Annotated in this window: 25 protein-coding genes; 16 read left to right on the forward strand and 9 right to left on the reverse strand. The window is 59.2% G+C overall.

Features of this window, described 5'->3' with window-relative positions:
• Nucleotides 1-186: 186 nt before the first annotated feature.
• Nucleotides 187-729 carry an energy transducer TonB gene (locus tag ACFC5L_RS08510; RefSeq protein WP_375204177.1) on the reverse strand — a complete coding sequence of 181 codons (543 nt, stop codon included), beginning with the start codon at nt 727-729 and terminating at the stop codon, nt 187-189.
• A 332-nt stretch (nt 730-1,061) separates the two neighbouring features.
• Here ACFC5L_RS08510 and ACFC5L_RS08515 point away from each other — a divergent pair, with 332 nt between their 5' ends.
• Nucleotides 1,062-1,715, forward strand: a complete 654-nt coding sequence (locus ACFC5L_RS08515) for an outer membrane protein (RefSeq protein WP_375204176.1) — start codon at nt 1,062-1,064, stop codon at nt 1,713-1,715.
• Between the two features lie 16 nt (nt 1,716-1,731).
• Here the strand turns inward: ACFC5L_RS08515 and ACFC5L_RS08520 are convergent, their stop codons facing one another.
• From ACFC5L_RS08520 to ahcY, 3 genes are all read right to left on the reverse strand, one after another.
• Entirely contained in the window at nt 1,732-2,427 is a 696-nt protein-coding gene (locus tag ACFC5L_RS08520; RefSeq protein WP_375204175.1) for a LytR/AlgR family response regulator transcription factor, read from the reverse strand.
• A 15-nt stretch (nt 2,428-2,442) separates the two neighbouring features.
• A complete protein-coding gene (locus tag ACFC5L_RS08525) occupies nt 2,443-4,092 on the reverse strand; it encodes a sensor histidine kinase (protein WP_375204174.1) in 1,650 nt (549 codons plus the stop codon).
• A 337-nt stretch (nt 4,093-4,429) separates the two neighbouring features.
• Nucleotides 4,430-5,836: an adenosylhomocysteinase gene (ahcY, locus tag ACFC5L_RS08530; RefSeq protein WP_375204173.1), complete on the reverse strand. Its 1,407-nt coding sequence runs from the start codon at nt 5,834-5,836 to the stop codon at nt 4,430-4,432.
• 209 nt (nt 5,837-6,045) lie between these two features.
• Here ahcY and ACFC5L_RS08535 point away from each other — a divergent pair, with 209 nt between their 5' ends.
• Nucleotides 6,046-6,471 carry a BLUF domain-containing protein gene (locus ACFC5L_RS08535; protein WP_375204172.1) on the forward strand — a complete coding sequence of 142 codons (426 nt, stop codon included), beginning with the start codon at nt 6,046-6,048 and terminating at the stop codon, nt 6,469-6,471.
• Between the two features lie 142 nt (nt 6,472-6,613).
• Nucleotides 6,614-7,060, forward strand: coding sequence for a DUF6491 family protein (locus ACFC5L_RS08540; protein ID WP_375204171.1), 447 nt, complete (start codon nt 6,614-6,616; stop codon nt 7,058-7,060).
• Here the strand turns inward: ACFC5L_RS08540 and ACFC5L_RS08545 are convergent.
• A complete protein-coding gene (locus ACFC5L_RS08545) occupies nt 7,057-8,025 on the reverse strand; it encodes an SDR family oxidoreductase (protein ID WP_375204170.1) in 969 nt (322 codons plus the stop codon). The two genes, ACFC5L_RS08540 and ACFC5L_RS08545, sit on opposite strands and share 4 nt — an antisense overlap.
• Between ACFC5L_RS08545 and thpR the strand changes: the two genes are divergently transcribed.
• Nucleotides 8,024-8,566 (forward strand): RNA 2',3'-cyclic phosphodiesterase, encoded by a 543-nt coding sequence (gene thpR / locus ACFC5L_RS08550; RefSeq protein WP_375204169.1) that lies wholly within the window; start codon nt 8,024-8,026, stop codon nt 8,564-8,566. The two genes, ACFC5L_RS08545 and thpR, sit on opposite strands and share 2 nt — an antisense overlap.
• Here thpR and ACFC5L_RS08555 read toward each other — a convergent pair.
• Nucleotides 8,542-9,006 (reverse strand): low molecular weight protein-tyrosine-phosphatase, encoded by a 465-nt coding sequence (locus ACFC5L_RS08555; protein WP_375204168.1) that lies wholly within the window; start codon nt 9,004-9,006, stop codon nt 8,542-8,544. The genes thpR and ACFC5L_RS08555 overlap by 25 nt on opposite strands.
• 119 nt (nt 9,007-9,125) lie before the next feature.
• On the opposite strand from ACFC5L_RS08555, the gene ACFC5L_RS08560 reads away from it, so the two are divergent.
• The 4 genes from ACFC5L_RS08560 (at nt 9,126) to ACFC5L_RS08575 (ending at nt 13,969) form a co-directional block, all read left to right on the forward strand.
• Nucleotides 9,126-9,653: a DUF1993 domain-containing protein gene (locus ACFC5L_RS08560; protein WP_375204167.1), complete on the forward strand. Its 528-nt coding sequence runs from the start codon at nt 9,126-9,128 to the stop codon at nt 9,651-9,653.
• A gap of 3 nt (nt 9,654-9,656) precedes the next feature.
• Nucleotides 9,657-10,373 (forward strand): NAD-dependent deacylase, encoded by a 717-nt coding sequence (locus tag ACFC5L_RS08565; RefSeq protein WP_375204166.1) that lies wholly within the window; start codon nt 9,657-9,659, stop codon nt 10,371-10,373.
• A 106-nt stretch (nt 10,374-10,479) separates the two neighbouring features.
• Nucleotides 10,480-13,695, forward strand: coding sequence for an amidohydrolase family protein (locus ACFC5L_RS08570; protein WP_375204165.1), 3,216 nt, complete (start codon nt 10,480-10,482; stop codon nt 13,693-13,695).
• A gap of 19 nt (nt 13,696-13,714) precedes the next feature.
• Nucleotides 13,715-13,969 (forward strand): DUF2164 domain-containing protein, encoded by a 255-nt coding sequence (locus ACFC5L_RS08575; RefSeq protein ID WP_375204164.1) that lies wholly within the window; start codon nt 13,715-13,717, stop codon nt 13,967-13,969.
• Nucleotides 13,970-13,993: 24 nt separating this feature from the next.
• Here the strand turns inward: ACFC5L_RS08575 and secA are convergent, their stop codons facing one another.
• Nucleotides 13,994-16,852 carry a preprotein translocase subunit SecA gene (gene secA / locus ACFC5L_RS08580; RefSeq protein WP_375204163.1) on the reverse strand — a complete coding sequence of 953 codons (2,859 nt, stop codon included), beginning with the start codon at nt 16,850-16,852 and terminating at the stop codon, nt 13,994-13,996.
• Nucleotides 16,853-17,037: 185 nt separating this feature from the next.
• On the opposite strand from secA, the gene ACFC5L_RS08585 reads away from it, so the two are divergent.
• The 3 genes from ACFC5L_RS08585 (at nt 17,038) to ACFC5L_RS08595 (ending at nt 19,070) form a co-directional block, all read left to right on the forward strand.
• Entirely contained in the window at nt 17,038-18,351 is a 1,314-nt protein-coding gene (locus ACFC5L_RS08585; RefSeq protein ID WP_375204162.1) for a peptidylprolyl isomerase, read from the forward strand.
• Between the two features lie 99 nt (nt 18,352-18,450).
• Nucleotides 18,451-18,852 (forward strand): (deoxy)nucleoside triphosphate pyrophosphohydrolase, encoded by a 402-nt coding sequence (locus ACFC5L_RS08590; RefSeq protein ID WP_375204161.1) that lies wholly within the window; start codon nt 18,451-18,453, stop codon nt 18,850-18,852.
• Nucleotides 18,852-19,070: a Flp family type IVb pilin gene (locus tag ACFC5L_RS08595; RefSeq protein ID WP_375204160.1), complete on the forward strand. Its 219-nt coding sequence runs from the start codon at nt 18,852-18,854 to the stop codon at nt 19,068-19,070. The genes ACFC5L_RS08590 and ACFC5L_RS08595 overlap by 1 nt, the downstream gene beginning before the upstream one ends.
• A 13-nt stretch (nt 19,071-19,083) precedes the next feature.
• Here the strand turns inward: ACFC5L_RS08595 and ACFC5L_RS08600 are convergent, their stop codons facing one another.
• On the reverse strand, nt 19,084-19,932 hold the full coding sequence (locus ACFC5L_RS08600) for a methyltransferase domain-containing protein (protein WP_375204159.1): 849 nt from the start codon (nt 19,930-19,932) through the stop codon (nt 19,084-19,086).
• 45 nt (nt 19,933-19,977) lie between these two features.
• Here ACFC5L_RS08600 and ACFC5L_RS08605 point away from each other — a divergent pair, with 45 nt between their 5' ends.
• The 5 genes from ACFC5L_RS08605 to ACFC5L_RS08625 are packed head-to-tail and all read left to right on the forward strand — an operon-like array spanning nt 19,978 to nt 24,145.
• Entirely contained in the window at nt 19,978-20,754 is a 777-nt protein-coding gene (locus tag ACFC5L_RS08605) for a ComF family protein (RefSeq protein WP_375204158.1), read from the forward strand.
• Nucleotides 20,755-20,801: 47 nt separating this feature from the next.
• Nucleotides 20,802-21,059: a glutaredoxin 3 gene (gene grxC, locus ACFC5L_RS08610; RefSeq protein WP_375204157.1), complete on the forward strand. Its 258-nt coding sequence runs from the start codon at nt 20,802-20,804 to the stop codon at nt 21,057-21,059.
• Nucleotides 21,052-21,897, forward strand: a complete 846-nt coding sequence (locus ACFC5L_RS08615) for a carbon-nitrogen hydrolase family protein (protein WP_375204156.1) — start codon at nt 21,052-21,054, stop codon at nt 21,895-21,897. Before grxC ends, ACFC5L_RS08615 begins: the two co-directional genes overlap by 8 nt.
• Nucleotides 21,894-22,352 (forward strand): DUF1178 family protein, encoded by a 459-nt coding sequence (locus ACFC5L_RS08620; RefSeq protein WP_375204155.1) that lies wholly within the window; start codon nt 21,894-21,896, stop codon nt 22,350-22,352. Before ACFC5L_RS08615 ends, ACFC5L_RS08620 begins: the two co-directional genes overlap by 4 nt.
• A 53-nt stretch (nt 22,353-22,405) precedes the next feature.
• The gene (locus tag ACFC5L_RS08625; protein ID WP_375204154.1) at nt 22,406-24,145 is read left to right on the forward strand and encodes a patatin-like phospholipase family protein; all 1,740 of its coding nucleotides are present in this window, start codon (nt 22,406-22,408) and stop codon (nt 24,143-24,145) included.
• Nucleotides 24,146-24,330: 185 nt separating this feature from the next.
• On the opposite strand, the gene ACFC5L_RS08630 is transcribed toward ACFC5L_RS08625, so the two are convergent.
• Nucleotides 24,331-24,798 (reverse strand): nuclear transport factor 2 family protein, encoded by a 468-nt coding sequence (locus ACFC5L_RS08630; RefSeq protein WP_375204153.1) that lies wholly within the window; start codon nt 24,796-24,798, stop codon nt 24,331-24,333.
• Between the last annotated feature and the right edge of the window lie 64 nt (nt 24,799-24,862).

Below are 24,862 nucleotides of genomic sequence, written 5' to 3' on the forward strand. Positions count from 1 at the left end.
GTCGCGCCAGTAACAGCGTTATGGGCTCTCCCCAAATCGCTGAATACACAGATTCGCGATATTTTGCGTCACTGACTGTTGAGCTGCACAATATGTACTGTGTTCGTTTGATGCGACTAGGGCAAAACATCGAATTGGGGCCGCACTTTCGATGAAGTTTTCAACAGGTTTACGGCCCCTAAACCGTTATTCCTGCAACTGAAAATTGAACCGCTCGATGACGCCGTAGCGCATGCCGCCATTAGAGGCCGGCGGATATTTCCAGCCGGAGACGGCTTTCAGGACCGTGCGCCGGAAACAGCCATGGGGCGCCGAGATCACCCGTGCATTGACCACATTGTCTTCCGGCGTCACGTCGAACTCGACTGTGACCGCGCCCTCAATCCCGCGCGAGCGGCAATTTTCCGGATAGGCGGGCGGCACCTTGATCGTCGGCCCGGCCATGACGCCATTGTCGGTCGGCGGAGTGCGCTCAATCTCGAACGGCGCCGGGTCGATCCGCGTTCCGCCGACGCGGTCAACCGGGGAAAACTCAAACTCTGTTTCCGGCGGTGTTTCCTTAAGAACTTTTGTTGGCGGCTTGATTTCATAGGGGTCGGTTTCTTTTGTCTGCGGTGTGATTTTCAGGCTCAGACTGGGCTTGGCCGGGGGCAGCGGCTCATTCCGGTCCTTGATGAGTTGCGCCATCATGAAGAAAAGGCCCGCTGTGATCAGTGCGGCCATCGGCATCCCAACAATCCATCTTATCAAGAACATAGCGCATTCCTTTCATGCTCTGGCTCAATAGAGAGCCCGCCCGAGCGCCGGGCGAAAAGTGGAAGCCGGTTTTTCGCATTACCGGCGCGGCTACTGATTTGACGGAAGGCGTTTTCAGCCACTCGATCACTAGCACGCCCCCGTGCTACACTAGTCGCACACTAGCGTGTTGCGACATTTGTAGCAAGTTCTTTTCCTTCAATTTGAGCAAGTCACGTCTGTCCTGAGCCGTTCACGAGCTCACGCTGTCGCGCCCTTAAAGCCGGCGATACGCCCGGGACAGTTTCAACAGGTTGAAGGAGAAAATGATGTTGAAGGGTCTATCGATACTCGCTGTGTGCGTGGCGCTGGCGGGCGGGCAAGGCGCCTATGCAAAAGAAGACGCGTGGTATGTTTCGGGCCAACTCGGCGTTCGGGCGGTGGAGCGTGAAGAAATTAGCGCTCCGGGACTTGCCGTTGATTTCGAGCTTCACAACGGGATTTACGGGTCCGGAGCAATCGGAAGGGCGTTTAAAGCAGGCGCCATAAATCTTCGCCTTGAGGGTGAAACGGCGTGGCGCGGCGGCGGCGACATCCGCATGTATACCGTAAACGGCGCTGGCGCAGCAGTTGCGGGAAAAGGTGTCGCGGCGCTCAGCCTCATGGCGAACGGCTTTGTGGATTTTGAGAACGCGTCGAGATTTACACCCTATGTTGGAGGCGGTCTCGGCGTTGCTCGGTTGTCTTCGGACATTTCGGACGGGGCGAATTTGTTGGACGAAAGCGCCACAAGTCTTGCGGCGCAAGGCGTGGTCGGGCTTGACGTCGGTCTTTCGGATCGTCTTTCGATCTTTACAGATCTTCGCTACTTCAAAGTGTTCAACACGACGATGACGCTTCAAGGATCCGCCGGGTCTGGCGACGTTGATGTTGACTATGACGCTTACACTTTTGGTCTAGGTCTGCGGCTTAAACTTTAGAGTCTCAGACGTTGGCTTAAATCAGCCGTTTCCGGATTTCTTTGTAACGGGAACGGCTAACCGGCAGTTTTTGTCCTGTGGTCATTTTGACAAAATATCGGCTGCCGGCCTGTGTCTCAATTGCTTCTATTTGATCCCAGCAGACAATATGAGACTTATGTATTCGTTCAAAATTGCTGGGCAAAACATCGTTCAGTTGTTGCAGTGACTTGTCGTGGAGCAAAGTCTCTCCTGTTTTCAAAGTCACCTCGGAATATTTATCAGCGCCGGCGATTGAGACGACCTGTTCCAGCGGCGCGACAGTTGTTTTTCCGTGATTGCGAAATGACAGGAAGCGCGGGAAATGCTTACGTGTAGACGTGTTGAAATAACGATCATACGCCAAGGCCAGTCTTTTCTGGTCGAACGGTTTGGCGACAAAATCGATAACGCCATAATCAAAAGCGAGCGCTGCTTTTTCTTTATAGGCGGAGATGATGATAGTCTGTCCGGCATATGAAGTGAACGTACGTAAAAACTCAAATCCGTCGGCGCCATGCAAATTGAGGTCTAGGAGATAGAGATCATATTCGCTGACATTGGCTTGATCGAGCGCGTCGTCAACCGACTCAAACGCCTTGAACAATGTAAGTTTCTCGCCGAGCAACGCCGTCGTCATGCGTTCGAGGCGTTCTATGATAACGGGCTCATCTTCAATCGAAAGTACTTTCATTAGACGACTATATCGTCATTGCGCGGCAATGCGAATATCTGTGACCCAGTAGTCGCCCTGATGGTATGAGTTCAGCGTCCATCGACGCGAGTAACTTTCTTCAAGTCGGGACCGAACATATCGCAAGCCCGCACCTGTAGAAGATTCAGCATGTCTGGTTTTTTGCCCTAGCGGCGCTCTGAATTCGAACCGGATTCGTCCTTTCTCACGGTGCTTGATCAGGGTGAATGTAACCAGATCATCCTTATAGCGGTTGTGAGAGAAAGCATTCTCAATGAGCGTATGGAACAGCCCCGGGGGTGATTGCTCATCTCCAGCCAATCCCTCTGTCGCAAGTTCGAACTTGCGGCTGTGACGCATTCCCATAAGTTCAAGATGCGTGCGGCAGAGGGTCAATTCGTCCTGCAGAGGAATTAACTTTTTCTCCGAATGAGAAGCGAGAAGCCGAAACTCTTTCGCCAGACCATTGATGAACTTCAAGGCGTTGGAGGGGGAGGTTTCGATCCATTCGCTGACCACGGTGAGAGAGTTCATCAGAAAATGGGGTTGAATGTTTCGGCGTATGAGATCCGCTTCAAGCCGGGCGGCCGTTACCTCCGCTTGCTTGGCCTGCAATTCTTGTGTGCGCAGATGATCGACAAGGCTGGCGGACAAGAACACAGCCAGCATTACCAGAAACACATATAAGTTTTGCGGATCGACAAAAATTCCGGCAAAGCAGATTATGAAAACGAGTGTAAATATGCGCGCCTGAAAAATTACCGCCCGCTTTGCTGTAAGGCACATGACGGCGCAAAAGACACACAATAAAAGAAAAGCACGCGCATCGTGGTCGAAAGAACGGTCAGGCCATGGAATGAGCGATAGCGTCAAAAGTGCGCCAACGCCCAGAAGCCAGCGCCTTTTATATGAAATGCCCAGACGCAACAGCAATGAAGTCGGAAGCGCGAAATATATCGCCAAAGCCGAAATCAAGGCGACAAGGTCGCTCATCCTCACTTGAGTGTAGTTCGTGATGCCGGTTTGAAATGCAGCCTCGGTCGTGGCGAGAATGGTTGTAGCGATCGCGACGCTTAGTGCAGCCAGTGAGCTCGCGCGCTGCCGGCCGGAAGGCAAGGCGTGCATGAAGTAAAACCACAAAATGACCGAGGCGGCCCCGGAAAACCCAAGCAACAGCACGCTAAAGACGATGGCGCCGAAATGGTCGCTGCTGTTTTTCAGATCACACGAAACTCGAAAATCGGTTGGCGACCGCAGTCGCGCAGCGGAGGCGCGCAGCGCAACCAAATGTTCTCCCGGCGACAGAAAGGCTGCGGGAACGCTGACAGCAAACTTCAAGGCGCCCGGCCTTTCCGGAACGCCAGCGCCGCCAACACGTCCGGAATAGCCCAGCAAAGCGCCATCGAAATAAACTTCGAACGCGCCGACGCCTTCGCAACTCAGCACTTGATTGGCCGGATGGACGGCCGCAGCATCAAGGGCGAGTTTGTAGCGTATCCAGAAGGGGCCGTTTGGCGCTCCGGGGAAGTCATTAAGGTCGGCCCAATTCGAATCATCCAGTTCGGTTGAGGACCATTCATTGGAATCGCCTTGCCGCCATTTGGCGTCATAGGCTTTCGCTGGCTGCACAGCTTGCAGACACAACAGGAAGAACAGCACTGCCATGATGCTCTTCCAGAGGGGCCATGCGCCCAAGAGATATGAATGTCGGCTCATAGATGCGCGATCATAGAGAGCCTCGAAAATATGGAAATGGTCACGACAGCTCAACAGAGCTGTAACTCCGACGGCGTTTTTGACTGGCATCGGCGGCTTCTTTGCTTCGCCCGAATGTCACAAACTATGAGAACCAGGAAAACATGGATTCCGCCAAATGCTCGTATATGGCGTCAATGGCGGATTATCACCCCAAGCTTACGCAAATATGCCGGTGAAAATGAAATGCGGATCAGATGGGCCCATCTGATCCGCATTTCCAAGTAAAGCAATAGCGTTTGAAAATTTAGTAGCGGTAATGATCCGACTTATAGGGGCCGTTGACGTCAACGCCGATATAGTCGGCCTGCTCCTTGGAAAGCTTGCTCAGCTGAGCGCCGACCTTGGCGAGGTGCAGCGCGGCGACTTTCTCGTCGAGATGCTTGGGCAGGACATAGACTTCGTTCTTGTACTCGTCGCCCTTGGTCCAGAGTTCGATCTGCGCCAGCGTCTGGTTGGTGAAGGACGCCGACATCACGAAAGACGGGTGCCCCGTCGCGTTGCCGAGATTCAACAGGCGGCCTTGGCTAAGAAGCAGCATGCGCTTGCCGTCAGGGAAGGTGATCATGTCCACCTGATCCTTGACGTTCGCCCATTTGAAGTTTTTCAGGCCTTCGACCTGAATCTCGTTGTCGAAGTGACCGATATTGCCGACGATCGCCATGTCTTTGAGAAGACGCATGTGATCGACGGTGAGCACGTCCTTGTTGCCTGTCGACGTGATGACGATGTCAGCGCGCGGACAGCCTTCTTCCATGGTCACAACTTCAAAACCGTCCATCGCGGCCTGCAATGCGCAGATCGGATCAATCTCGGTGACCATGACGCGCGCGCCGGCGCCTTGAAGCGACGCGGCGGAGCCTTTGCCCACATCGCCATAACCGGCGACGAGCGCGACCTTGCCGGCCATCATCACATCGGTGCCGCGGCGGATGCCGTCGACGAGCGATTCTTTACAGCCGTATTTGTTGTCGAACTTGGATTTTGTCACGGAGTCGTTGACGTTGATCGCCGGGAACGGAAGCTGGCCTTTTTTCTGGCGCTGATAAAGGCGCAACACGCCGGTGGTGGTTTCTTCTGTCACGCCCTGGATGTTGGCTTTGACGGTGGAGTACCAGTTCGGCTGTTTGGCGAGGCGGCGCTTGATCGTGTCGAACAGCGCGGTCTCTTCCTCATTGGACGGATTATCAAGGAGCGACGGATCTTTCTCCGCATCAGCGCCGAGCAGAACGAGCAGCGTCGCGTCGCCGCCGTCGTCGAGGATCATGTTGGCGGTCTCGCCATTGGGCCATTCGAAAATCTTGTCGGCGAGGTCCCAATATTCTTCGAGGCTTTCACCCTTGAACGCGAAGACCGGCGTGCCGGCGGCGGCGATGGCGGCCGCTGCGTGATCTTGCGTTGAGTAGATATTGCACGAGCACCAGCGCACATCCGCGCCAAGTTCTTTCAATGTCTCGATCAGAACGGCGGTCTGGATGGTCATGTGCAGGGAGCCGGCGATGCGTGCGCCTTTAAGCGGCTGCGCTTTGCCGTATTCTTCGCGCGTCGCCATCAGGCCCGGCATTTCGGTTTCGGCGATCTCGATCTCCCGGCGGCCGAAATCCGCGAGGTTGATGTCTTTGACGTGATAATCGTGATGCGCGGGCGCGGTCATGTCGATGATTCCCTGATCTGCTAATAGAAGTATGGCGGCGCTATAACAGGGGCGCGATAGGGCGGCAAGAGACATATAAAGATTTCTTTATGTCCCCTCGTAAATGGACGCGCCGTCAACTGCTTATCAAGTCCTCCGCGCTATCCTGATCAGGCTAGACGGGTAGAAAAACTACCAAGTCCGGATGAGGCAAGCCCGGAGGTGGAACCATGGAAGTCGTTGTATATACGAGCGCTGCGCAGCGGGCCGCGCCCGATCTTGAGGGGATCCTCGAGGTTTCCCGGTGCAACAATGCTCAGCGCGGGCTGACCGGCGTGCTGTTATTCGCCGAAGGCAACTTCATTCAGGCCCTTGAAGGGCCCAAAGACGCGCTCGATGCGACTTACGCCCGGATTGCCGCCGATCCGCGTCATCGCCAGATTATCGATCTTTTTCGCACGCCCATTTCAGAGCGGCATTTTCCGGACTGGTCTATGGGCTGCCCAAAACTGACGACGCCGCGTGCGCCGGGGGCCGCCTTCGATTTGACCAGAACGTCGCTTGAAGCGCTGCACAATGAAGGCCGTGGCGAGGAAGTCTTCCGCTTGCTGAAAAGCTTCTACAAAGTCGCTTACCCCAATATGATTGCCTCCTAAAGCGCAACTGTCTGACTGCATTCGTTTATTTTCGCCATGGTGGTTCATCATGGGCGGCGCTCGCGCATTTGTGTGGAACCTTGCAATCGTGTTTCATGTTACGCGTTAGCGTGCTGGGCGCGACGACAAGTGGAGGGACTTCATGAAACAGCTTCTGTCAGTAATCGCCGGCGCCGCTCTGATGACCGGGGCCGCATGCGCCAGTCATCATGAGGGTGAGGAACAGGACGGCCCCGATCCGCGCATCGGGGAAAAGGTCAATCGCATCTGTTTCGGCAGCACGATCAACGGCTGGAAAGACCTCAAGGGCGTCGACAATGTCGTCCTGTTGGAGAAGGGGGTGAACGACTGGTATTACACGGAGCTTTCCGGAAATTGCCGGTCGAGCACCTTGCGCTCGGCGCTCAGCATCGGTCTCGACAGCAGCCCTGCGGGCGGTTGTGTAACCAAGGGCGACGTTATTATCGTCAGGGACAGCCCGGGTTTCACCAATCGCTGTTTTATCACCGGCATCTACGAATGGAATGAAGACGCCGTCGAAGAAGCGCCTGCCGATGACGATATGATGGATGATGAGGACGGCGCCTAAAGCGCCTCTTTCTCCGCCGCGAGGATGGCTTTCAGCCCCTCACGATAGGTCGGATATTTCAGGCTGATCCCAAGCGCGTCTTTCAATCGCTGATTGGATACGCGCTTGTTGTCCGCATAAAAACTTTTCGCCATCGGTGAAAGATCCGCATCTTCAATGGCGACAAGCGGCGGCGGGTCGACGCCCAACAAGGCGCAGGCATATTCAATGACATCCTGCGGCGGCGCCGGTTCGTCGTCGGCGAGATTGTAGAGATGATGTGTCTGCGGCTTTTCCATACTCGCGGCGAGTGCGGCGGCGATGTCGTCTACATGCATGCGCGAGAAAACCTGACCTTCTTTGTAGATGCGTTTCGCCTTGCCCGCGCGCACGGTGTCGATCGCAGAGTGCCCGGGGCCGTAAATTCCCGGCAGGCGAAAAACGATGAGCGGCAGGTTATTTGCCTCCGCAAGCGCGAGCCAGGTTTGTTCCGCTTCGATGCGGCGCAAGGCGCGGGGGCTTGTGGCGCGCAGATCGCTTTCTTCGCTCACCCAGGCGCCGTCATAATCGCCATAGACGCCGTTGGTGGAGAGATAGCCTATCCAGCGAAATTGTTTTGCACGTTCCGCAATGGCCGCCGACGCCGCGTTGAAGGCGGGACATCCCGCATCGCCGGGCGGGGTCGAGACAAGGATGGCGTCAACGCTGTCGAGCCATGACGCGTCGAAGCCGCCGCCGCTCCAGACATGCGCCTCAACGCCATCCCCTTTCATCGCCGCTACTTTTTCAGGGGAGGTGGTGGTGCCTGCAATGCGCCAGCCTTCGGCGCGCTTCAGCGCCGCGAAAGCGCGGGCGGTGTAGCCATAGCCAAGGCAGAGAAGTTTCGGGCCGTCGGTCATGTTTGTGGGTAAATATTCGACTTCATATTCGATTTCAGGGCGAAAGCTGTTATGCGGAAACATATTAAACCGATCCTGTTCAATCATGCACCGTCTGTTTGTCGCTCTTTCCCTGCCTGAGATTGTCGCTGACGCCCTCACCACGCTGCAATACGGCGTTGAGGGCGCGCGCTGGCGCCCGGTCGAGAACTTTCACCTGACGCTTGCCTTTATCGGCGAGGCGGACCGGCATGGTTTTAACGCGGCGCTCGACGCTCTGGCGGACATAGACGCACCGTCCTTTGACTTGCGCCTGGCGGGGATCGGCACATTCGGCGACAAGAAACCTCATTCCCTGTGGGCCGGAGCCGATGCGGCGCCGGCGCTGTTGCATCTACAGGCGAAAGTGGAGACGGCGCTGCGCCGGGCCGGTTTCAATCTCGAAAAACGCAAATTCAAGCCCCATGTGACGCTTGCTTATCTCAAGGGCACAACACTGCATGAGGCCGAAAGTTACGCCGCGCAGCACGGACTTTTTTCCTGCGGGCCTTTTCCGGTGGAGGACTTTCACCTCTATTCATCGAAGCTTGGGAATACGACGAGCGTTTATGAAATCGAGGCGAGCTACGCGCTTTCGTCTTCAAGGTGATCGAGAAATCCTTCAGCCCCTTGCTCGATCAGATCGAGCACGTGCTCAAAACCGTCGGTCCCGCCATAATAGGGATCGGGGGTTTCGCGCGTCTCGCAATCGGCGAAGTCTAAAAACAAACGAATATCGCAAGTGCGGTTCGGCGGCGCCATTTCAAGAAGGTCTGAATGGTTCGACAGATCCATCGCGAGCACATAGTCGAACTGGTAAAAATCAGAAAGATCGACCTGCCGGGCGCGCTGATAGGCGATGTCGACCCCGCGTTTGGACGCGGCCTTGGCCATGCGCGCATCGGGCGGGTCGCCCGCATGCCAGCCGCCGGTGCCGGCGCTGTCGATGGTGACGTCGATCCCGCGTTCCTTGGCCTTGGCGCGCAAGACGCCCTCCGCCGCCGGTGAGCGGCAGATATTGCCAAGGCAGACAAAGAGGACGTTTTTCATGTCACGTTTTTGCGCGCTTCGCCGGGAGGGCTTTTGTCTGCTGGCATTGATCGCCTAAACTGCCGGTCTGTGCAAGACGCACTGCGCCCGTCAATCAGGACAAACCCCAGGACATCTCCATGACAACGACAATTTCGTCTTCCGTTATTCCCGCCGTCCATAACATGTTCACCGCGCTTGACCATCTTCTCGTCAAGGCCGTGGAGCGCTGTGAGGAAACAAAAGTGGAGGAGAGCGTCTATCTGAACTGGCGCGTTGCGCCGGACATGTTTCCACTGGTGACGCAGGTTCGATTTGCTACGGAAATCCCGGCGCGCGGCCTGTCCCGGCTTGCCGGCGCCGAACTTCCAAGCTTCGCCGATGACGAGACGACCTTCGCCGAGCTGCGCGCGCGCCTTGAACGCGCGAGCGCCATCGTGAAAGCGCTGGACCTTGCGGCGCTTGACGCCAATCCGACGGCGGACATCACGGTGCCCATGGGACCGGACCGCAAGGTCACAATGCCGCGCGAAGCTTTCGCGCATGAATGGATCATGCCCAATCTCTATTTCCATGTAACGGCGGCCTATCTCATTCTGCGCCATTTAGGGCTCGATATTGGCAAGAAAGATTATCTGATGGGGCTTGCGCGTTACTTCGGCGAATAGAGATTGCCTGCGCCAAAAAACATTGTCGTCCTGACGGGCTCCGGCATATCGGCGGAGTCCGGCGTCGCCACCTTTCGCGATGCGGACGGTGTATGGGCGAAATATGATTACAGAGAGGTGGCGACGCCTGAAGGCTTCGCCGCCAATCCGGCGCTGGTGCATGAGTTCTACAATGCGCGCCGCCGCGCCTTGCCGTCAGTCAATCCAAACGCCGCGCACAGGGCGTTGGCCGATCTTGAAAAGGGACTGGTGGAAAGAGGCGGGCGCCTGACCCTCGTCACGCAGAATGTCGACGACCTTCATGAGCGCGGCGGGACGCAACATATTTTACATATGCATGGCGAGTTGTTGAAAGCCGAATGCGCGTCCTGCGCCGCCGTGATCGATTGCTGGGAAGATCTTTCCCTCGATAGCGTTTGCGGTGTCTGTAATCGCGCCGGGGGCATGCGGCCTCATGTTGTCTGGTTCGGAGAGATGCCGCGGCACATGGAAGAGGCTGCGGACGCCATTATGGGCGCCGAGCTTTTTGTTTCTATCGGCACCTCGGGGTCTGTCTATCCAGCGGCGGGGTTCGTGGCTGAGGCGCGGGCGCTCGGCGTGCCGGCCATGGAGCTCAATCTGGAGCCATCGGAAAATGCGCATCTCTTCACGGACGCCCGCTACGGCCCCGCGACAGAAGTCGTGCCGCAGTGGGTTAACGAGCTGCTTACCATGAAGTGAGCTTTTTGCGCCGCAGGCTGCGCTTCTTGCGCCCTGTTAGGGTTGTCGCGCGCGGCTTCAACGCCCTAGGCTGATCCTTTCGAGGGAATCATTCCGGGGTCATTCAATGAAGAAAAAGATCTGGCTGTTCGCAGCCGTCGCGCTCGCGCCTTTCGCTGTCGCCGCACAGGATGTGGAGGGCGAAGACAAAAAGCAAGAAAAGTGGGATGTCTCGGCGCCGCCATTGCCGACGCGGGACGTACAACTCGATGTGCGCGAAGGCACCTGGATGAGCCTCGATGTCAGCCCGGACGGGCGGACCATCGCTTTCGACCTTCTTGGCGATGTTTACACAATCCCCATGAGCGGCGGCGAGGCGCGCAATATCGCCAGCGGCCTGGCCTGGGAGATGCAGCCGCGATTTTCGCCGGATGGAGAAAAAATCGCTTTCACATCCGACCGCGGCGGCGGCGACAATATCTGGATCATGAATGCGGACGGCTCCGACAAACGGGCTGTGACGAAGGAAAATTTCCGGCTGTTGAACAACGCGACGTGGTCTGCGGACGGGCAATATCTCGCGGCGCGCAAACATTACACGACACAGCGTTCGGCCGGCGTCGGTGAGATCTGGCTGTATCATATTTCCGGCGGCGACGGCGTGCCGCTCGTCAAAAAACCGAGTGAGACTCATCAGAAGGAACTCGGCGAGCCGATTTTCTCCGCAGACGGAAAATATATTTATTATTCGCAGAACATCACGCCCGGCTCGACCTTTATCTACGCGCAGGATTCCAACGGCGACCTTTTCCACATCAATCGCTACGAGATGGCCACAGGCGAAATCACGACCGCCGTGTCGGGGCTTGGCGGCGCCGTGCGCGCCGCGCCGTCCCCTGACGGAAAATCCATCGCTTTTGTCAGGCGCGAGCGCACCCAGTCGAAGCTCTATGTCAAAGATCTCGCTTCGGGTGCGGAGCGTAAAATCTATGACGATCTCGATCAGGATATGCAGGAAACATGGGCGGTGCAGGGCGCCTATCCGAATATGGACTGGACGCCGGATTCAAAGAGCCTTGTGTTCTGGGCCGGCGGCAAGATCCGCCGCATCAATGTCGCCACGGGTGCGGTTGCTGAAATTCCGTTCCATGTGAGCGATACGCGCGCTGTTATCGATCCGCCGCGCCCTGAAGTGGATGTCGCGCCGGACAGTTTCCAGACGCATATGCCGCGTTTTGCGTCCGTGTCGCCGGACGGCAAGCGCGCGGTGTTTGAATCGCTCGGCAAGCTTTACATCAAGACCTTGCCTAATGGCGCGCCGCGCCGGCTGACCAACACGCGCGACGGGTTCGAGCTGTTCCCGTCATGGTCCTATGACGGATCGCGCATTGCCTATGTGGCGTGGACGGATGAGGGGCTCGGCGCCATTCGCGTCACCAGCGCCGGCGGTGGGGCGGGCCGCGTTGTCACGCGCGAGCCGGGGCATTATCGCCGGCCGCGCTTTTCGCCCGATGGCCGCACTGTCGTGTTTGAGAAAGGCGAGGGCGGGTATCTGACCAAGAAAGAATGGTCTGAAGCGCCGGGCGTTTACACTGTGCCGGCGGGCGGCGGCGCCATGACGAAAGTCACCGACGACGGGTCGAACCCGCATTTCGCCGCCGCCAATGACCGCATTTTCATGACGCGCTTCGACGGCGACAAAGGCATGCTCGTCAGTGTCAATCTCAACGGCAATGAAGAACGCACCCATGCGGCGGGCGATCTCATCACCGAGTTCGAAGCTTCCCATGACGGCAGGCATCTCGCCTTTGTCGAAAACTACAGCGCCTTTGTGATGCCCATGACGCCGGGCCCGCAGGAAGTCGGCGCCGGGCGGATGGCGTCCGCCTTGCCGGTGACGAAAGCGAGCGGCGACGGCGCGACCTATCTCAACTGGTCACGCGGGCGCCTGAACTGGACTCTTGGGCCGACGCTTTATTCCGCCTCCGTCGCCGAGCTGACGCCCGCCGCGCCGAAGGGCGAGGATGATGAAGACGCGGCTTCCTATGAAGCGCCGTCAGAGGGCGTAAACCTCACCATGACCTTCACGGCGGACAAGCCGTCGGGAACTGTCGCGCTTGTGGGCGCGCGGATCATCACCATGGCGGAGGAGGATGGCGGCGTCATCGAGAACGGCGTCATTCTGGTGGAGAACAATCGCATATCGGCGGTGGGGTCTTCCGCCGCGCTGACCTATCCGGCGGGAACGCCGACGGTCGATCTTTCCGGCAAGACGATCATGCCCGGCCTCATCGACGCTCATGCGCACGGACCCCAGGGGACCGATGACATCATCCCGGAACAGAACTGGTCGGTGATGGCGCATCTGGCGCTCGGGGTGACGACGATCCACGACCCGTCGAGCTCCGCGAGTCATATTTTCTCAGCCTCGGAATATCAGCGGGCGGGAGAGATTCTGGCGCCGCGGATTTATTCCACGGGCGAGGTTGTCTACGGGGCCAAGGCGCCGAGCGTTTACGCAGTCATCGACAGCTATGACGATGCGCTTGCTCATGTGCGGCGCCTGAAAGCCCAGGGCGCGCATTCCATCAAGAACTACAACCAGCCGCGCCGCGAACAGCGCCAGCAGGTTGCAATCGCCGCCAGCAACGAAAATGTCGCCGTGGTGCCGGAAGGCGGCTCGCTCTTTCATATGGACATGTCGCTGATCGCCGACGGCAATACAACGATCGAACACAATGTGCCGGTGGCCATGCTCTATGAAGACGTTCTGAGTTTCTGGGAGCAAACGAAAGTCGCCTATACGCCGACCCTTGTCGTCACCTATGGCGGACCGGCGGGCGATCCTTACTGGCGTCAGGCGACGGATGTGTGGCTGCACCCAATCCTGTCGAAACATGCGCCGACAGGCTTTCTCGCCGCGAGTTCCGCGCGCCGCGAAAAAGCGCCGGAGGAAGACTATGTGGATCAGGTGAGCGCGCGGACCGCGAAGATGCTCTCAGACCGCGGCGTCATGGTTTCTATCGGCGCCCATGGTCAGGAAGAGGGGCTCGCCTCCCATTGGGAGATGTGGTCCTTCGCCCGCGGCGGCATGAGCCCGCTCGAAGCGCTGAAGACGGCGACCATCACGCCGGCGAAGGCGCTCGGCTTTTCGAGGGATATCGGATCGCTGGAGCCCGGCAAGCTCGCCGATCTCATCATTCTCGACGCCAATCCGCTCGACGATATTCAGAACACGGATGACATCAGCCACGTCATGCTGAACGGGCGTCTGTACGATGCCGCAACACTGAATGAAGAAGTGACCGGAACGCGCAAGCGCCCGCCCTACTGGTGGGAGTGATTGGGAGCGAGGAGATTCAATGACAGATATTGAATTTTCGGCTGGAGAAAGAGAGGCCATCGTCACGGAGATAAAAGCCTATCTCCGTGACGACCTTGATGTTGAAATCGGCGGGGTCGACGCTGGTTTTCTTCTGGATTTTTTCGCCGAGAAAATCGGCGGCTATTTTTACAATCGCGGCTTATATGATGCGCAGGCGCTGCTTTCGAAGCGCATCGAAGAAATCGGCGAGGCGATCGTCGATTTGGAAAAGCCTACGTCTGTCCTGAGATAAGCGCGGCGCAAGCAAGGTTCGGTGTTAAATCGACCCGTGGCAGTGTTTGTATTTCTTGCCGGACCCGCACGGGCAGGGACCGTTGCGCGGCACGCGGCCCCAGGTTTCCGGATTGTTCGGATCGACGCCTTGGGTGCGGGCGGCGCCTTTCATGGTGCCGATGCCGGCTGATAGGCGCGAGCGCGGGTCTTGCGCCGCCATTTCGTTTTCACCCGTGCTCGGGTTCACATGCGTCTCCGTCATGGGAACCTCGCGGCGTTCAGGCACGGACTGTTCCGGCGCGCGCACCTGAACATGCATGAGCATGCGGGTGACGTCGCGGCGCAGACCGTCAAGCAGGCCCTCGAACAGGGCGAACGCTTCGGTCTTGAATTCGTTCACCGGATCGCGCTGGCCATGGCCGCGCAACCAGATCACCGAGCGCAGATGGTCAAGCATTTGCAGATGCTCGCGCCAATTGGTGTCGAGGACGTTGAGAAGGATCGCCTTTTCAATACGGCGCATCATGTCGGGGCCGATTTCCGCGGCGCGCGCGCCGGCGATTTTGTCGGTTTCTTCAACCAGACGGTCGGCGATCTCTGAGTCGGCGACGCCTTCCTCTTTCGCCCATTCCTCGACGGGCAGGTCCCTGCCGAAAATTTCCTCGAGGTCTTTTTTCAGGCCCTCGACGTCCCATTGCTCGGCGTAGGATTTCGGCGGCATATGCGCGGCGACGAGATCGTCCACAAGCTGGCTGCGCATGTCGCCGATAATATCGTCGACCGTATCGGTGGACATGAATTCGATGCGCTGTTCGAAGATCGCCTTGCGCTGGTCGTTGATGACGTCGTCGAATTTGAGGACGTTTTTGCGCATGTCGTAATTGCGCTGTTCGACTTTCTTCTGCGCCGTTTCGACCGCCTTGGTGAACCAGGGATGTTCGATCGATTCGTCGGGCCGGATGCCGAAGCGCTTCAGCATCTTTTCCATGCCGTCGCCGAAAATGCGCATCAGGTCGTCTTCGACCGAGATAAAGAATTTGGTGGTGCCCGGGTCGCCCTGACGTCCCGAACGGCCGCGCAGCTGGTTGTCGATGCGGCGGCTTTCGTGACGCTCTGTCGCCAGCACGAAAAGGCCGCCTGCGTCGAGCGCTTTTTGCTTGTCGGCGGCGATCTTGGCTTCGATCTCGACGCGCTTGCGCTTGATGGTTTCTTCGTCGTCGCCTTCTTCAAGCGCGTTCATGACTTGCATGTCGACGGAGCCGCCGAGCTGAATGTCGGTGCCCCGGCCGGCCATGTTGGTGGCGATGGTGACGGCGCCGGGCGCGCCGGCCTGGGCGACGATTTCCGCTTCCTGTTCGTGATAGCGCGCATTGAGCACGCTATGCGGGACAGGCTCTTTGCGGTCGCCAAGCTCTGAGAGGTAAGCGGCCTGGGCTTCCATTTTCGACTTGAGGTCGGCTTCCTTGTCTTTCAGATTGGCGGCGCGCTCACGCAGGGTCTTGGCGAGGTTTTTATAGAATTTCTTGTCGCTCAAGAGATTTGAGAGATATTCCGATTTTTCGATGGAGACCGTGCCCACCAGCACCGGCTGGCCGCGCTTGACGCAATCGGCGATCTCAAGCGCAATGGCTTTATATTTTTCCTCCGCCGTCATGTAGAGCTCGTCATCCATGTCGATGCGGGCGATCGGCCTGTTGGTCGGAATCTCGTTGACGTTGAGCTTGTAGATGTCGGCGAATTCGGCCTCTTCGGTGAGGGCCGTGCCGGTCATGCCGGCGAGTTTTTCATACAGGCGGAAATAATTCTGGAAGGTGATCGAGGCGAGGGTCTGGTTCTCCGGCTGGATCTGAACTTTTTCTTTCGCTTCGGTCGCCTGATGCAGGCCATCGGACCAGCGCCGGCCTTCCATCATGCGGCCGGTGAACTCGTCGATGATCGTCACTTTGTCATTGCGGACGATGTAATCCTTGTCGCGCTGGAAAATCTTGTGTGCTTTCAGCGCCTGATTGACGTGGTGGACGACGGAGATGTTGACGGAATCATAAAGATTGTCGCCCTGAAGAAGTCCTGCCTCTTTCAAAAGCTCTTCAATCTTTTCGTTGCCTTCTTCGGTCAGCGTCACGGAGCGCTGTTTCTCGTCGATCTCGTAATCTTCTTCAGTGAGCTGCGGGATCAGCGCGTCGATCGTGATGTAGAGTTCGGATTTGTCGTCCGTGGGGCCGGAGATGATCAGCGGCGTCCGCGCCTCGTCGATGAGGATCGAGTCCACCTCGTCGACAATCGCGAAATGATGCCCGCGCTGGACCATCTGATCGAGCGACGATTTCATATTGTCGCGCAGATAGTCGAACCCGAATTCGTTGTTGGTGCCATAGGTGATGTCGCAGGCATACGCCGCCCGGCGTTCCTCGTCGCTGAGGCCATGGACGATGACCCCGGTGGTCATGCCGAGCTGGGTGTAGACCCGGCCCATCCATTCGGCGTCGCGGCTGGCGAGATAGTCGTTCACGGTGACCACATGCACGCCGCGGCCCGTCAGCGCGTTCAGATAGACGGGCAGGGTGGCGACCAGGGTCTTGCCTTCGCCGGTCTTCATTTCCGCGATATCGCCGGAATGGAGCACCATGCCGCCCACCAGCTGAACGTCGTAATGGCGCTGGCCAAGGGCGCGTTTGGCCCCCTCGCGGACGGTCGCAAAGGCCTCTTCGAGCAGATTGTCGAGAGATTCTCCGTCCTTATAGCGCTGTTTTAACTTTTCAGTCTGAGCAATCAGGCCATCATCAGTCAGCTTGGAGAGGTCGTCTTCAAACGCATTGATCGCTTCCACCCGGCGGAATAAAGGCTTGAGGCGGCGGTCGTTGGAGGAGCCGAAGATTTTTTTTGCGATACCGAGTAACGCCATGAGGACTTTAGCCTTCGTGCTGCGATGAAAAGGCGGTCAGCGCCCTCGTCAGACCAGCGCGGGGCGCGCCTTTCATCGGCCAGGTTGGATTTGGCGCGCCGCGACGGGCGCGCCGGAGAGATAGTGAGCGCCTTTGGTCCTGTCAACGAACGGGACTAGGACCGGGGCGCCCAGAGCGGAACAGGATGGAAACCCCGGACGGTAAAGAGTTCGACACGGCAAAACGAGGCTCGGCCGCCGCCGCAGCCGCGGGCGCCGCATGGCGGGCGCTGGCAGCGGGGACCGTTTGGCTGGCGAGACTGATCTGGGCCGGGATCGTCATCCTGGCGCGGGCGATCGGCAAAGTCTCCATCACCACCTGGCGGGTTGCGGCGGCCTTAGATTCCGCGCTGTGGCGGGCGGTGAAGCTTTTGACGCGGCAGGCTGTCGCGGGGCTCGCTTATGCGGGCGGGATCGCGCTGACGGCGTTCCGCGGGCTCATTGCCTGGCTGCCGACCCGGACCGGCCGAGCCTATTCATCCCTGTTCGGCGCTTTTTTGATGGTTTGCGGGTTATGGATGATCGACCTTTTGCGGTCGGTTCCCTCGCTCGACGCTTCCGGCGCGTCTTCGGCGCGGGCCCCGGTGGATGAGGACGATCCGATCCTCGCCCGCATTGACGGGCGCTATGTCCACCTCTCCGAAATTGAGGCGTCTGCCCGGGCCGGCGGCTTTTTAAGGCCCGACGAGGTCCTGACCCCGGGCAGCGCTTTTGAACGGGAACTGGTGGAATCCTATGTGGAGCAGCGCCTGCTCGCCCGGGCGGCGCTTGATGACGGCCTCCAGCGCAGCCCCACCGTCGCTCGCAAGGTCAACGCCGCCCGCGACCGGGTGCTCGCCGCCGCCTATATGGACTCGCAATTGCGTGACGTCGTCACGCCGGAAGCGGTCGAGCGGCTTTACCAGTCGCAATCCGATGTGACCCGCCTCGGCGATGAGGTGCGCGCGCGTCATATTCTGGTGGCGACGGGCGAGGAGGCCGAAGAGATCGTCGCGCTTTTGCAAGGCGGGGCCGATTTCTCTGCGCTTGCAAAAGAACGCTCCCTCGATCGTGCGACGGCGCCGCTGGGCGGCGAGGTGGGCTGGTTTACAAAAGGCATGATGACCCGCGTCTTTGCGAACGCCGCCTTTTCCGCGACGCCGGGAGAACTTGCTGCGCCGTTCGAGACCGAGTTCGGCTGGCACATCCTCGAAGTCACTGACAGGCGGCCGACAAGCGCTGTGCCGTTCTCGCGTGTGCGCGCGCCAATTGAGAACTTCCTCCGTAAAAGGACGATTGAATCGTCCTTGCGTGAACTGGAAGAAGAAAGTCAGGTCGTCTATTTCCGCCCGGAAGTGGAGGATGAAACGCCAAGCGCTGATCCGCCGGACCTTTCCGATCCGCCGCTTGACGATCCCGGTTTTACGATTCCCGATGAAGACGCTGCTGAAGCGACGAGCGTTGAAGAGACGGGACCGTAAACGCGCCTTAACCACGTTAAGGGCGCCGGAATACTTAAAATTTTAGCGATCCGGCCAGCTTTCTGTTAAATCCCGTCACGTAGAAATTAAGGCGAGAATATGGCGAAGCTTTTGCTCGTGGCGGCTTGCGCGCTTATCGACCGGGATGGAAGGGTTTTGATGGCGCGCCGGCCCGAAGGAAAGGCCCATGCGGGACTATGGGAATTTCCGGGCGGCAAACTCGCAGAAGGCGAGACGCCGGAAGCGGCATTGGTGCGTGAGTTAAAGGAAGAGCTCGCCATAGACACAGAGGCGTCCTGCCTGGCGCCGGCGGCCTTCGCGTCCGAGGCTTTAGGGGAATTTCACCTTTTGATGCCCCTATATGTCTGTCGGAAGTGGAAGGGGACGCCGATGCCGCTTGAAGGGCAGGAGCTTCGCTGGGTCAGGCCGGAAGGATTGACCCGGATGGAGATGCCGCCGGCGGATCGTCCTCTGGCGGCGCAACTAAGGGACTTGTTGTGATGGCGCAATTCTGGAACTTCGAGGCTACGCCATTGCGGGGCGCCCGCCGGCGGTTGAAAGCCTTTCGCGATTGTGAGTCCGGAGCCACGGCGATCGAGTATGGACTCATCGTGGCCCTCATTTTTCTCGGCATCGTGTCAGCGATCCGGTCTTACTCGTCGTCTGCGAGCGGCGTTTATGACGATATTGGCACAGCCATGGATGATGCAGGCAGCTGATTGAGCTGACGCATCAGGATGCGCCTTTAATGGCGTCCTTCAACGAGATCTGGGCCGACCCCGGCTTGAGCGGTTTTTGCTGGCTCTGATGGGGCGCCCATCCGGTGAGATAGACGATTTCAAATCGCTCTGTTCCACCGGCTTCCGCAAACAGGGCCAAGGCCCACATCACGACGTCGCGGCGCAGGGGCGCCGCTTTTGTTTTTAGCGCGCGCGTCTCTCCCATGCCGCGCAGGTCTTTAAGAAGTTTCAGAGGTTCGTCATACGTCACGCTGACCTTGTCGATATCCGCGACCGGCAGCGCGAAACCGGCCCGTTGCAAGGCGGCGCCGTAATCCTTGACGCCGGCAAAGGGAGCAATCCGCGCCGAGGCGCCGCCGGTGATTTCCGCTTCCGCGGCGTAAAGCGCTGCGCGCAAAGCGCCGAGCGTTTCTTCACCGAAAATGGCGGCGATGAAAAGTCCGTCGGGTTTCAAGGCCATGCGCGCCTGCGCGAGCGCGCCGACAAGATCGTTGGCGGCGTGAAGCGTCAGTATGCTGACGAAGAGATCGAGGCTTTCCGGTTTGAACGGCAAGGCCTCGGCGTCGGCGGCGAGGCGGCGCCCTTGGGCGGGAAGACGCTCCGGCGCGAGATCAAGGCTGACCGCCTCATCGACCCCGCAGTCCGGCGTCAGCATGTCGGCGAGCGCGCCAGCGCCGTCAAAGGCCGCGAGGGGAAAGCCCCGGGTCACGCTTTCAAGCCGGTCGATCACGTCTTCCATGACGCGCCGGTGGAGGAAATCGAACGCCGCAAAGCCTTTCGCTGCGCGGGCGCGGCGGCGCGCGTAAAGCCTGCGGTCGAAAATTTGCGGCGGGGCGGTCATAAGGCTCGCTGGTTCTCTTCTGGCCGGGGCGTTAGTCTATCAGGCGTGAAACCGCAAATCCTCACTCGGCTCGGGGCCTGGAGCAAAGGCGCGGCGCAAAAGGCGCTCGATCTCGCCATGCCGCCCCATTGTCCGGTCACGCGCGAGGAGATCGCCTCATCCGAAGCGCTGGCCCCCCGCGCATGGGCTGCCGCGCATTTCATCGAGGCGCCATATTGTACGCGTTGCGGCGTTCCCTTTGCCGCCGATTATGGTGAGGAGATTGAGTGTCCCGCCTGTATCGCCGAGCCGCCGGATTTTGCTCATGCGCGAGCGGCGCTGGTTTATGACGACGCTTCTCACGGCCTGATTGTCGGGTTTAAACACGGCGATCGCACGGAGCTTGCCGCGATGTTCGGGCGCTGGATGGCGCGGGCTGGAGAGGACTTGGCGACAGGATCGTCGATTCTCGTTCCGGTGCCGCTTCATGCTCGGCGCCTGCGCGAGCGCAGGTTCAATCAGTCGGCGCTTCTGGCGCAGGCGCTCGCCAGGGAGACAGGCGCCGGACTTTGTCTCGACGGGCTTTTGCGCCGTCGCGCGACGCCGCCCCAGAAAGATCTGTCTGCAGAGGGACGAAAACGCAACGTTTCCGGCGCTTTCGGTGTTCGGGACGATAAAGCGCGTTTGCGCTTCCGCGATGCTCATGTGGTGCTTGTTGACGATGTGCTAACAACCGGCGCAACCTTGTCGGCGGCGGCGCGCGCGCTCAAACGGGCGGGGGCTTCACAAGTGGATGCGCTGGTTTTGGCGCGCGTTGTCAAAGGCGGGATCGGGGCCATATAGCGCCTTGTTGCTATAACCGGACGTGAAAGAGGAATTGCGGAGCTGAGATGAAAGAAGTCGTTGTCTATACGAAACCCCTTTGCCCTTATTGTTTTCGGGCGCTGTCGCTGCTCGACAAGAAAGGTGTGAAGGCCAAGGAAATTTCCGCCGCTTACGACCCGGACCTGCGCAAGGAGATGCTGGCGAAATCGAATGGCAAAACGACCTATCCGCAGATCTTCATCGGCGAGACCCATGTGGGCGGCTATGACGACCTCGCCGCGCTGGAGCGCGACGGCAAGCTGGATCCCTTGTTGAATGGCTGAGCGCGCGCCATTCCTCGCGGCCTGCGTTCAGATGCGGTCGGGCCTCGACCGGGCGAAGAACGCCGCTGACGCCTGCGCCCTGATCGCCGAGGCGGCGGGCAAGGGCGCGCGGTTTGTCGCCACGCCGGAGATGACCAATGTGGTCGACCGCAAAGCCTCACGGCTTTTTGAAAGCCTGCCCGGGGAAGACGGCCTCACCGAAATCGGGACATTTTCCGAGGCCGCGAAGACCCACGGGATCTGGCTCCTGATCGGGTCCATGGCCGTAAAGCTGGAGGAGCGCCGGGCCGCCAATCGCGCCTATCTGTTCGCCCCGGACGGGTCGGTCGCCGCCCGCTATGACAAACTCCACATGTTCGACGTGGATTTGCCGAATGGCGAAAGCTGGAAAGAATCCAAAGTTTACCGGCCCGGCGAGGAGGCGGTGGAGGTCGAGACGCCGCTTGCAAAACTTGGTCTAACCATATGTTATGACGTGCGTTTTCCGCATTTATATCGGCAATTGGCGCAAGCCGGGGCAGAAGTCCTCTGCGTGCCGGCGGCCTTCACCCGCCAGACCGGCGAGGCCCATTGGAAAACCCTGCTGACGGCCCGGGCGATTGAAACCGGGTCCTTCGTCGTCGCCCCCGCTCAGGGCGGGACCCATGAGGACGGGCGCGAGACCTATGGCCATTCCCTGATTATCGGCCCCTGGGGCAAGGTGCTGGCCGAAGCGCCGGGGGACGAGCCGGGCATCGTTCTTGCAGAAATCGACCCCTCCGCCGCGCACAAGGCCCGCCAGCGCATCCCCAATCTCGCTCTTGAACAATCCTTCAAACTGGCCATCTTAGATTTATGATTAAATACCGTTTGATTTGCGACGCCGACCACGAATTCGAAGGCTGGTTTCGTGACAGCGCCGATTACGATGTTCAGTCTGAAAAAGGCCTGATCGACTGTCCTTCCTGCGGTTCCGACGAGGTTCGCAAGGCGGTGATGGCGCCTGCTGTCGCACGCCGCGAAGGATCCCGGACCGAACGGCTCGCCGCCATCCACAAGGATCTGGCCGGGGCCGTCGCCCGCGCGCGCGACTATGTCGAAAAGAATTTCGATTATGTCGGCGAGAAATTTCCGGAAGAAGCCCGCAAGATCCATTACGGCGAAACCGAAGAACGCGGCATTTATGGCGAAGCTTCCGGCAAGGAAGTCAAAGAGCTGATTGATGAGGGTGTGCAAATTGCTCCCTTGCCGGGCGCCAAGCCGGATGAGGCGAAAGCCCCCAAAACCCCGGCGGCTTCGAAAAAGCTTAATTAGGCGCCGCACTTCGTCCGCTGGCGCGGATTTTCAAAACAAGCTAGATCGCGCGCATGGATGCTGTCCGCACGCGCCTTCGCAATCTTCCTTTTTTCGCCGGTCTGTCGGCCGCGACGATCAATGATATCGCTGACGCAAGCCAGTGGCTGTCGCTCGCCGGAGGGTGGGAGCTTTACGCGCAAGGCTCATCCTCCGATGCGCTGCATATCAACCTGACCGGTCGGCTGATCGTTGTGCGCGAGCCTCCCGACGGCCCGGATGAAGTCGTCGGATATGTGCGCGCCGGCGAGCCGGTGGGTGAGATGTCGCTTTTGTCGGGCGAGCCTCATTCGGCGAGCGTTTTCGCTTTGCGCGACACCGAGCTGTTGGCGATCCCGCGGGAAGAGGTTGACCGCCTGATCGAGGCTCATGGCGATTTCGCGGCGGCGCTCGCCCGGGTTGTTCTGGCGCGGTCCCGCCACCCGCAAGCGAGTTTTCAGCAATCCGCGCCGCGCATCTTTGCGCTGATCGCCACATCGCCGTCGATTGACGTCGATGCGCGGGCGCGGGAGCTGGCGCGGCGCATCTCGAAATATAAGGTCAATGTCACGCATTTTCCCTGTACGGACGAACCGCCGGAAACAAGCGCTTTCGATCTCGTTGAAAACGCCCATGATGTCGTCTTGCTCGCCGCAAGGGTCGATCATAGTCCGTGGTATCGTTTTGTGCTCCGCCATGCGGACCGGTTCCTGGTGCTGGCGCGCCGCGACAGCCGTCCGTCAAAACCCTTTCCCCTGACCGCAGAAGACGGCGCGCGGGCGCGCAAGTTCCGTCTCGTCGATCTCGTCATGTTGCATGAAGGCGCCCATAGCGGCCGGACAGCGGAGTGGATGGAGGCGATCGGCGCCTCGCGCGTCATCAATCTCCACAATGACGCCTGTATAGACCGGCTGGCGCGGATCATCGCCGGCAAGTCGATCGGGCTTGTCTTGTCCGGCGGCGGCGCGCGCGCTTACGCCCATGTGGGCGCGGTCAGAGCCTTGCGCGAGGCCGGCGTTCCCATCGACTTCCTTTGCGGCGCCTCCATGGGCGCTGTCGTCGCGGCCTGTGTGGCCATGGGCTGGCCGCAGGAGGAGATGGACCGGCGCATCCGCGAAGCTTTCGTCGCGTCGAACCCGCTTGGCGATCATGTCTTGCCGGTGGTGGCGCTGACGCGCGGCGGGCGCGTCGAGACCCGGCTTGAGAGCCATTTCGACAACATGCTCATTGAAAACCTTCAGACGCCGTTTTTCTGCGTGTCCTCCGACATCATCAACGGCGCCGCGCGCGTTCACAATCAGGGGCTGTTGCGCAATGCGCTGCGCGCCTCCATCGCGCTGCCGGGCATCCTGCCGCCGGTGATCGACGATCATGCCTTGCTCGTCGACGGAGCGGTGGTGAACAATTTCCCGACCGACATCATGACGACCACCCATCGCGGCCTCACCATCGGCGTCGATGTGGCGCGCGAAGGCGTCATCGACATCGAGGCGTTTCGCGATCCGCCGGGCTTTTTCTCCTGGGTCGCCAATAACGGTTTCGGCGCCGCGCCGCCGATCATTTCCCTGTTGATGCGCTCGGCGACGGCGCGCCGCGAGCATACAGAAACGCCGCGCCCCGCCGACATCATGGTGACGCCGCCAGTGCCCGGCGTCGAGCTTCGGGACTGGAAGAAATACGATGTCGCCGTCGCCAACGGCTATCGCGAGATGAAAGCCGCGCTTGAAAAACACTGGAGCGATCTGTCGCCGATCATTTCAGCGGCGAACCAGTAAGTGAAATGTATATTGCCGGGAGTTTCTCTTCCCCCGTTTACGGGGGAAGTGCCGCGCCCCGGCCGCGAAGGCGGCCAATTAATAAATTGCGCGCGGGGGCGAGGCGATGGGGGCTTAACCCCCTCCGTCAGCTTCGCTGACACCTCCCCCGCAAGCGGGGGAGGAGAAGATGCGCAGACGCAGTCTTAGAACATCGTGTTCTCATTCGCCGACTGTTCCGGCACCTGCTGCACGACGTCCCAGTGCTCCACGAACTTGCCGTCTTCCATGCGCAAGATGTCGACGACCGCCATGCCGAGGGAATCCGGCGTCGGTTTGTTATTGTAGTGAATCCAGACGAGATCGCCTTCGGCGGCGACGCGTTTCACATCAATCCGCAAATCCGGGTTCGCTTCGAAGAACGGCGTCATGAAGGCGAACAAGGCTTCCGGTCCATCGGGTGCATAAGGGTTGTGCTGGATATAGGTCTCGCCCCAGCATTCGGTGCGCGCGGCGTCGATGTTTTTCTGGTTAAAGAGAAGGTCCATGCAGTAGAGCGCTTTGGTCTTGTTGGCTTCTTCAAGCGCGGCCTGGGAATCTTCCGCCATGTTGGATGTGGTCTTGCACGCGCTGAGCGCCAGCGCCGCCGCGCCGAGTAGAATGAATGTCCGCATCTTCGCCTCCCTGATAATTATCCTCAGAGAGTAGCGAAAAACGCCTTGTCGAGCCAGAAAACGA

The sequence above is a fragment of the Hyphococcus sp. genome, assembly GCF_041986965.1.
Lineage (GTDB): Bacteria > Pseudomonadota > Alphaproteobacteria > Caulobacterales > Parvularculaceae > Hyphococcus.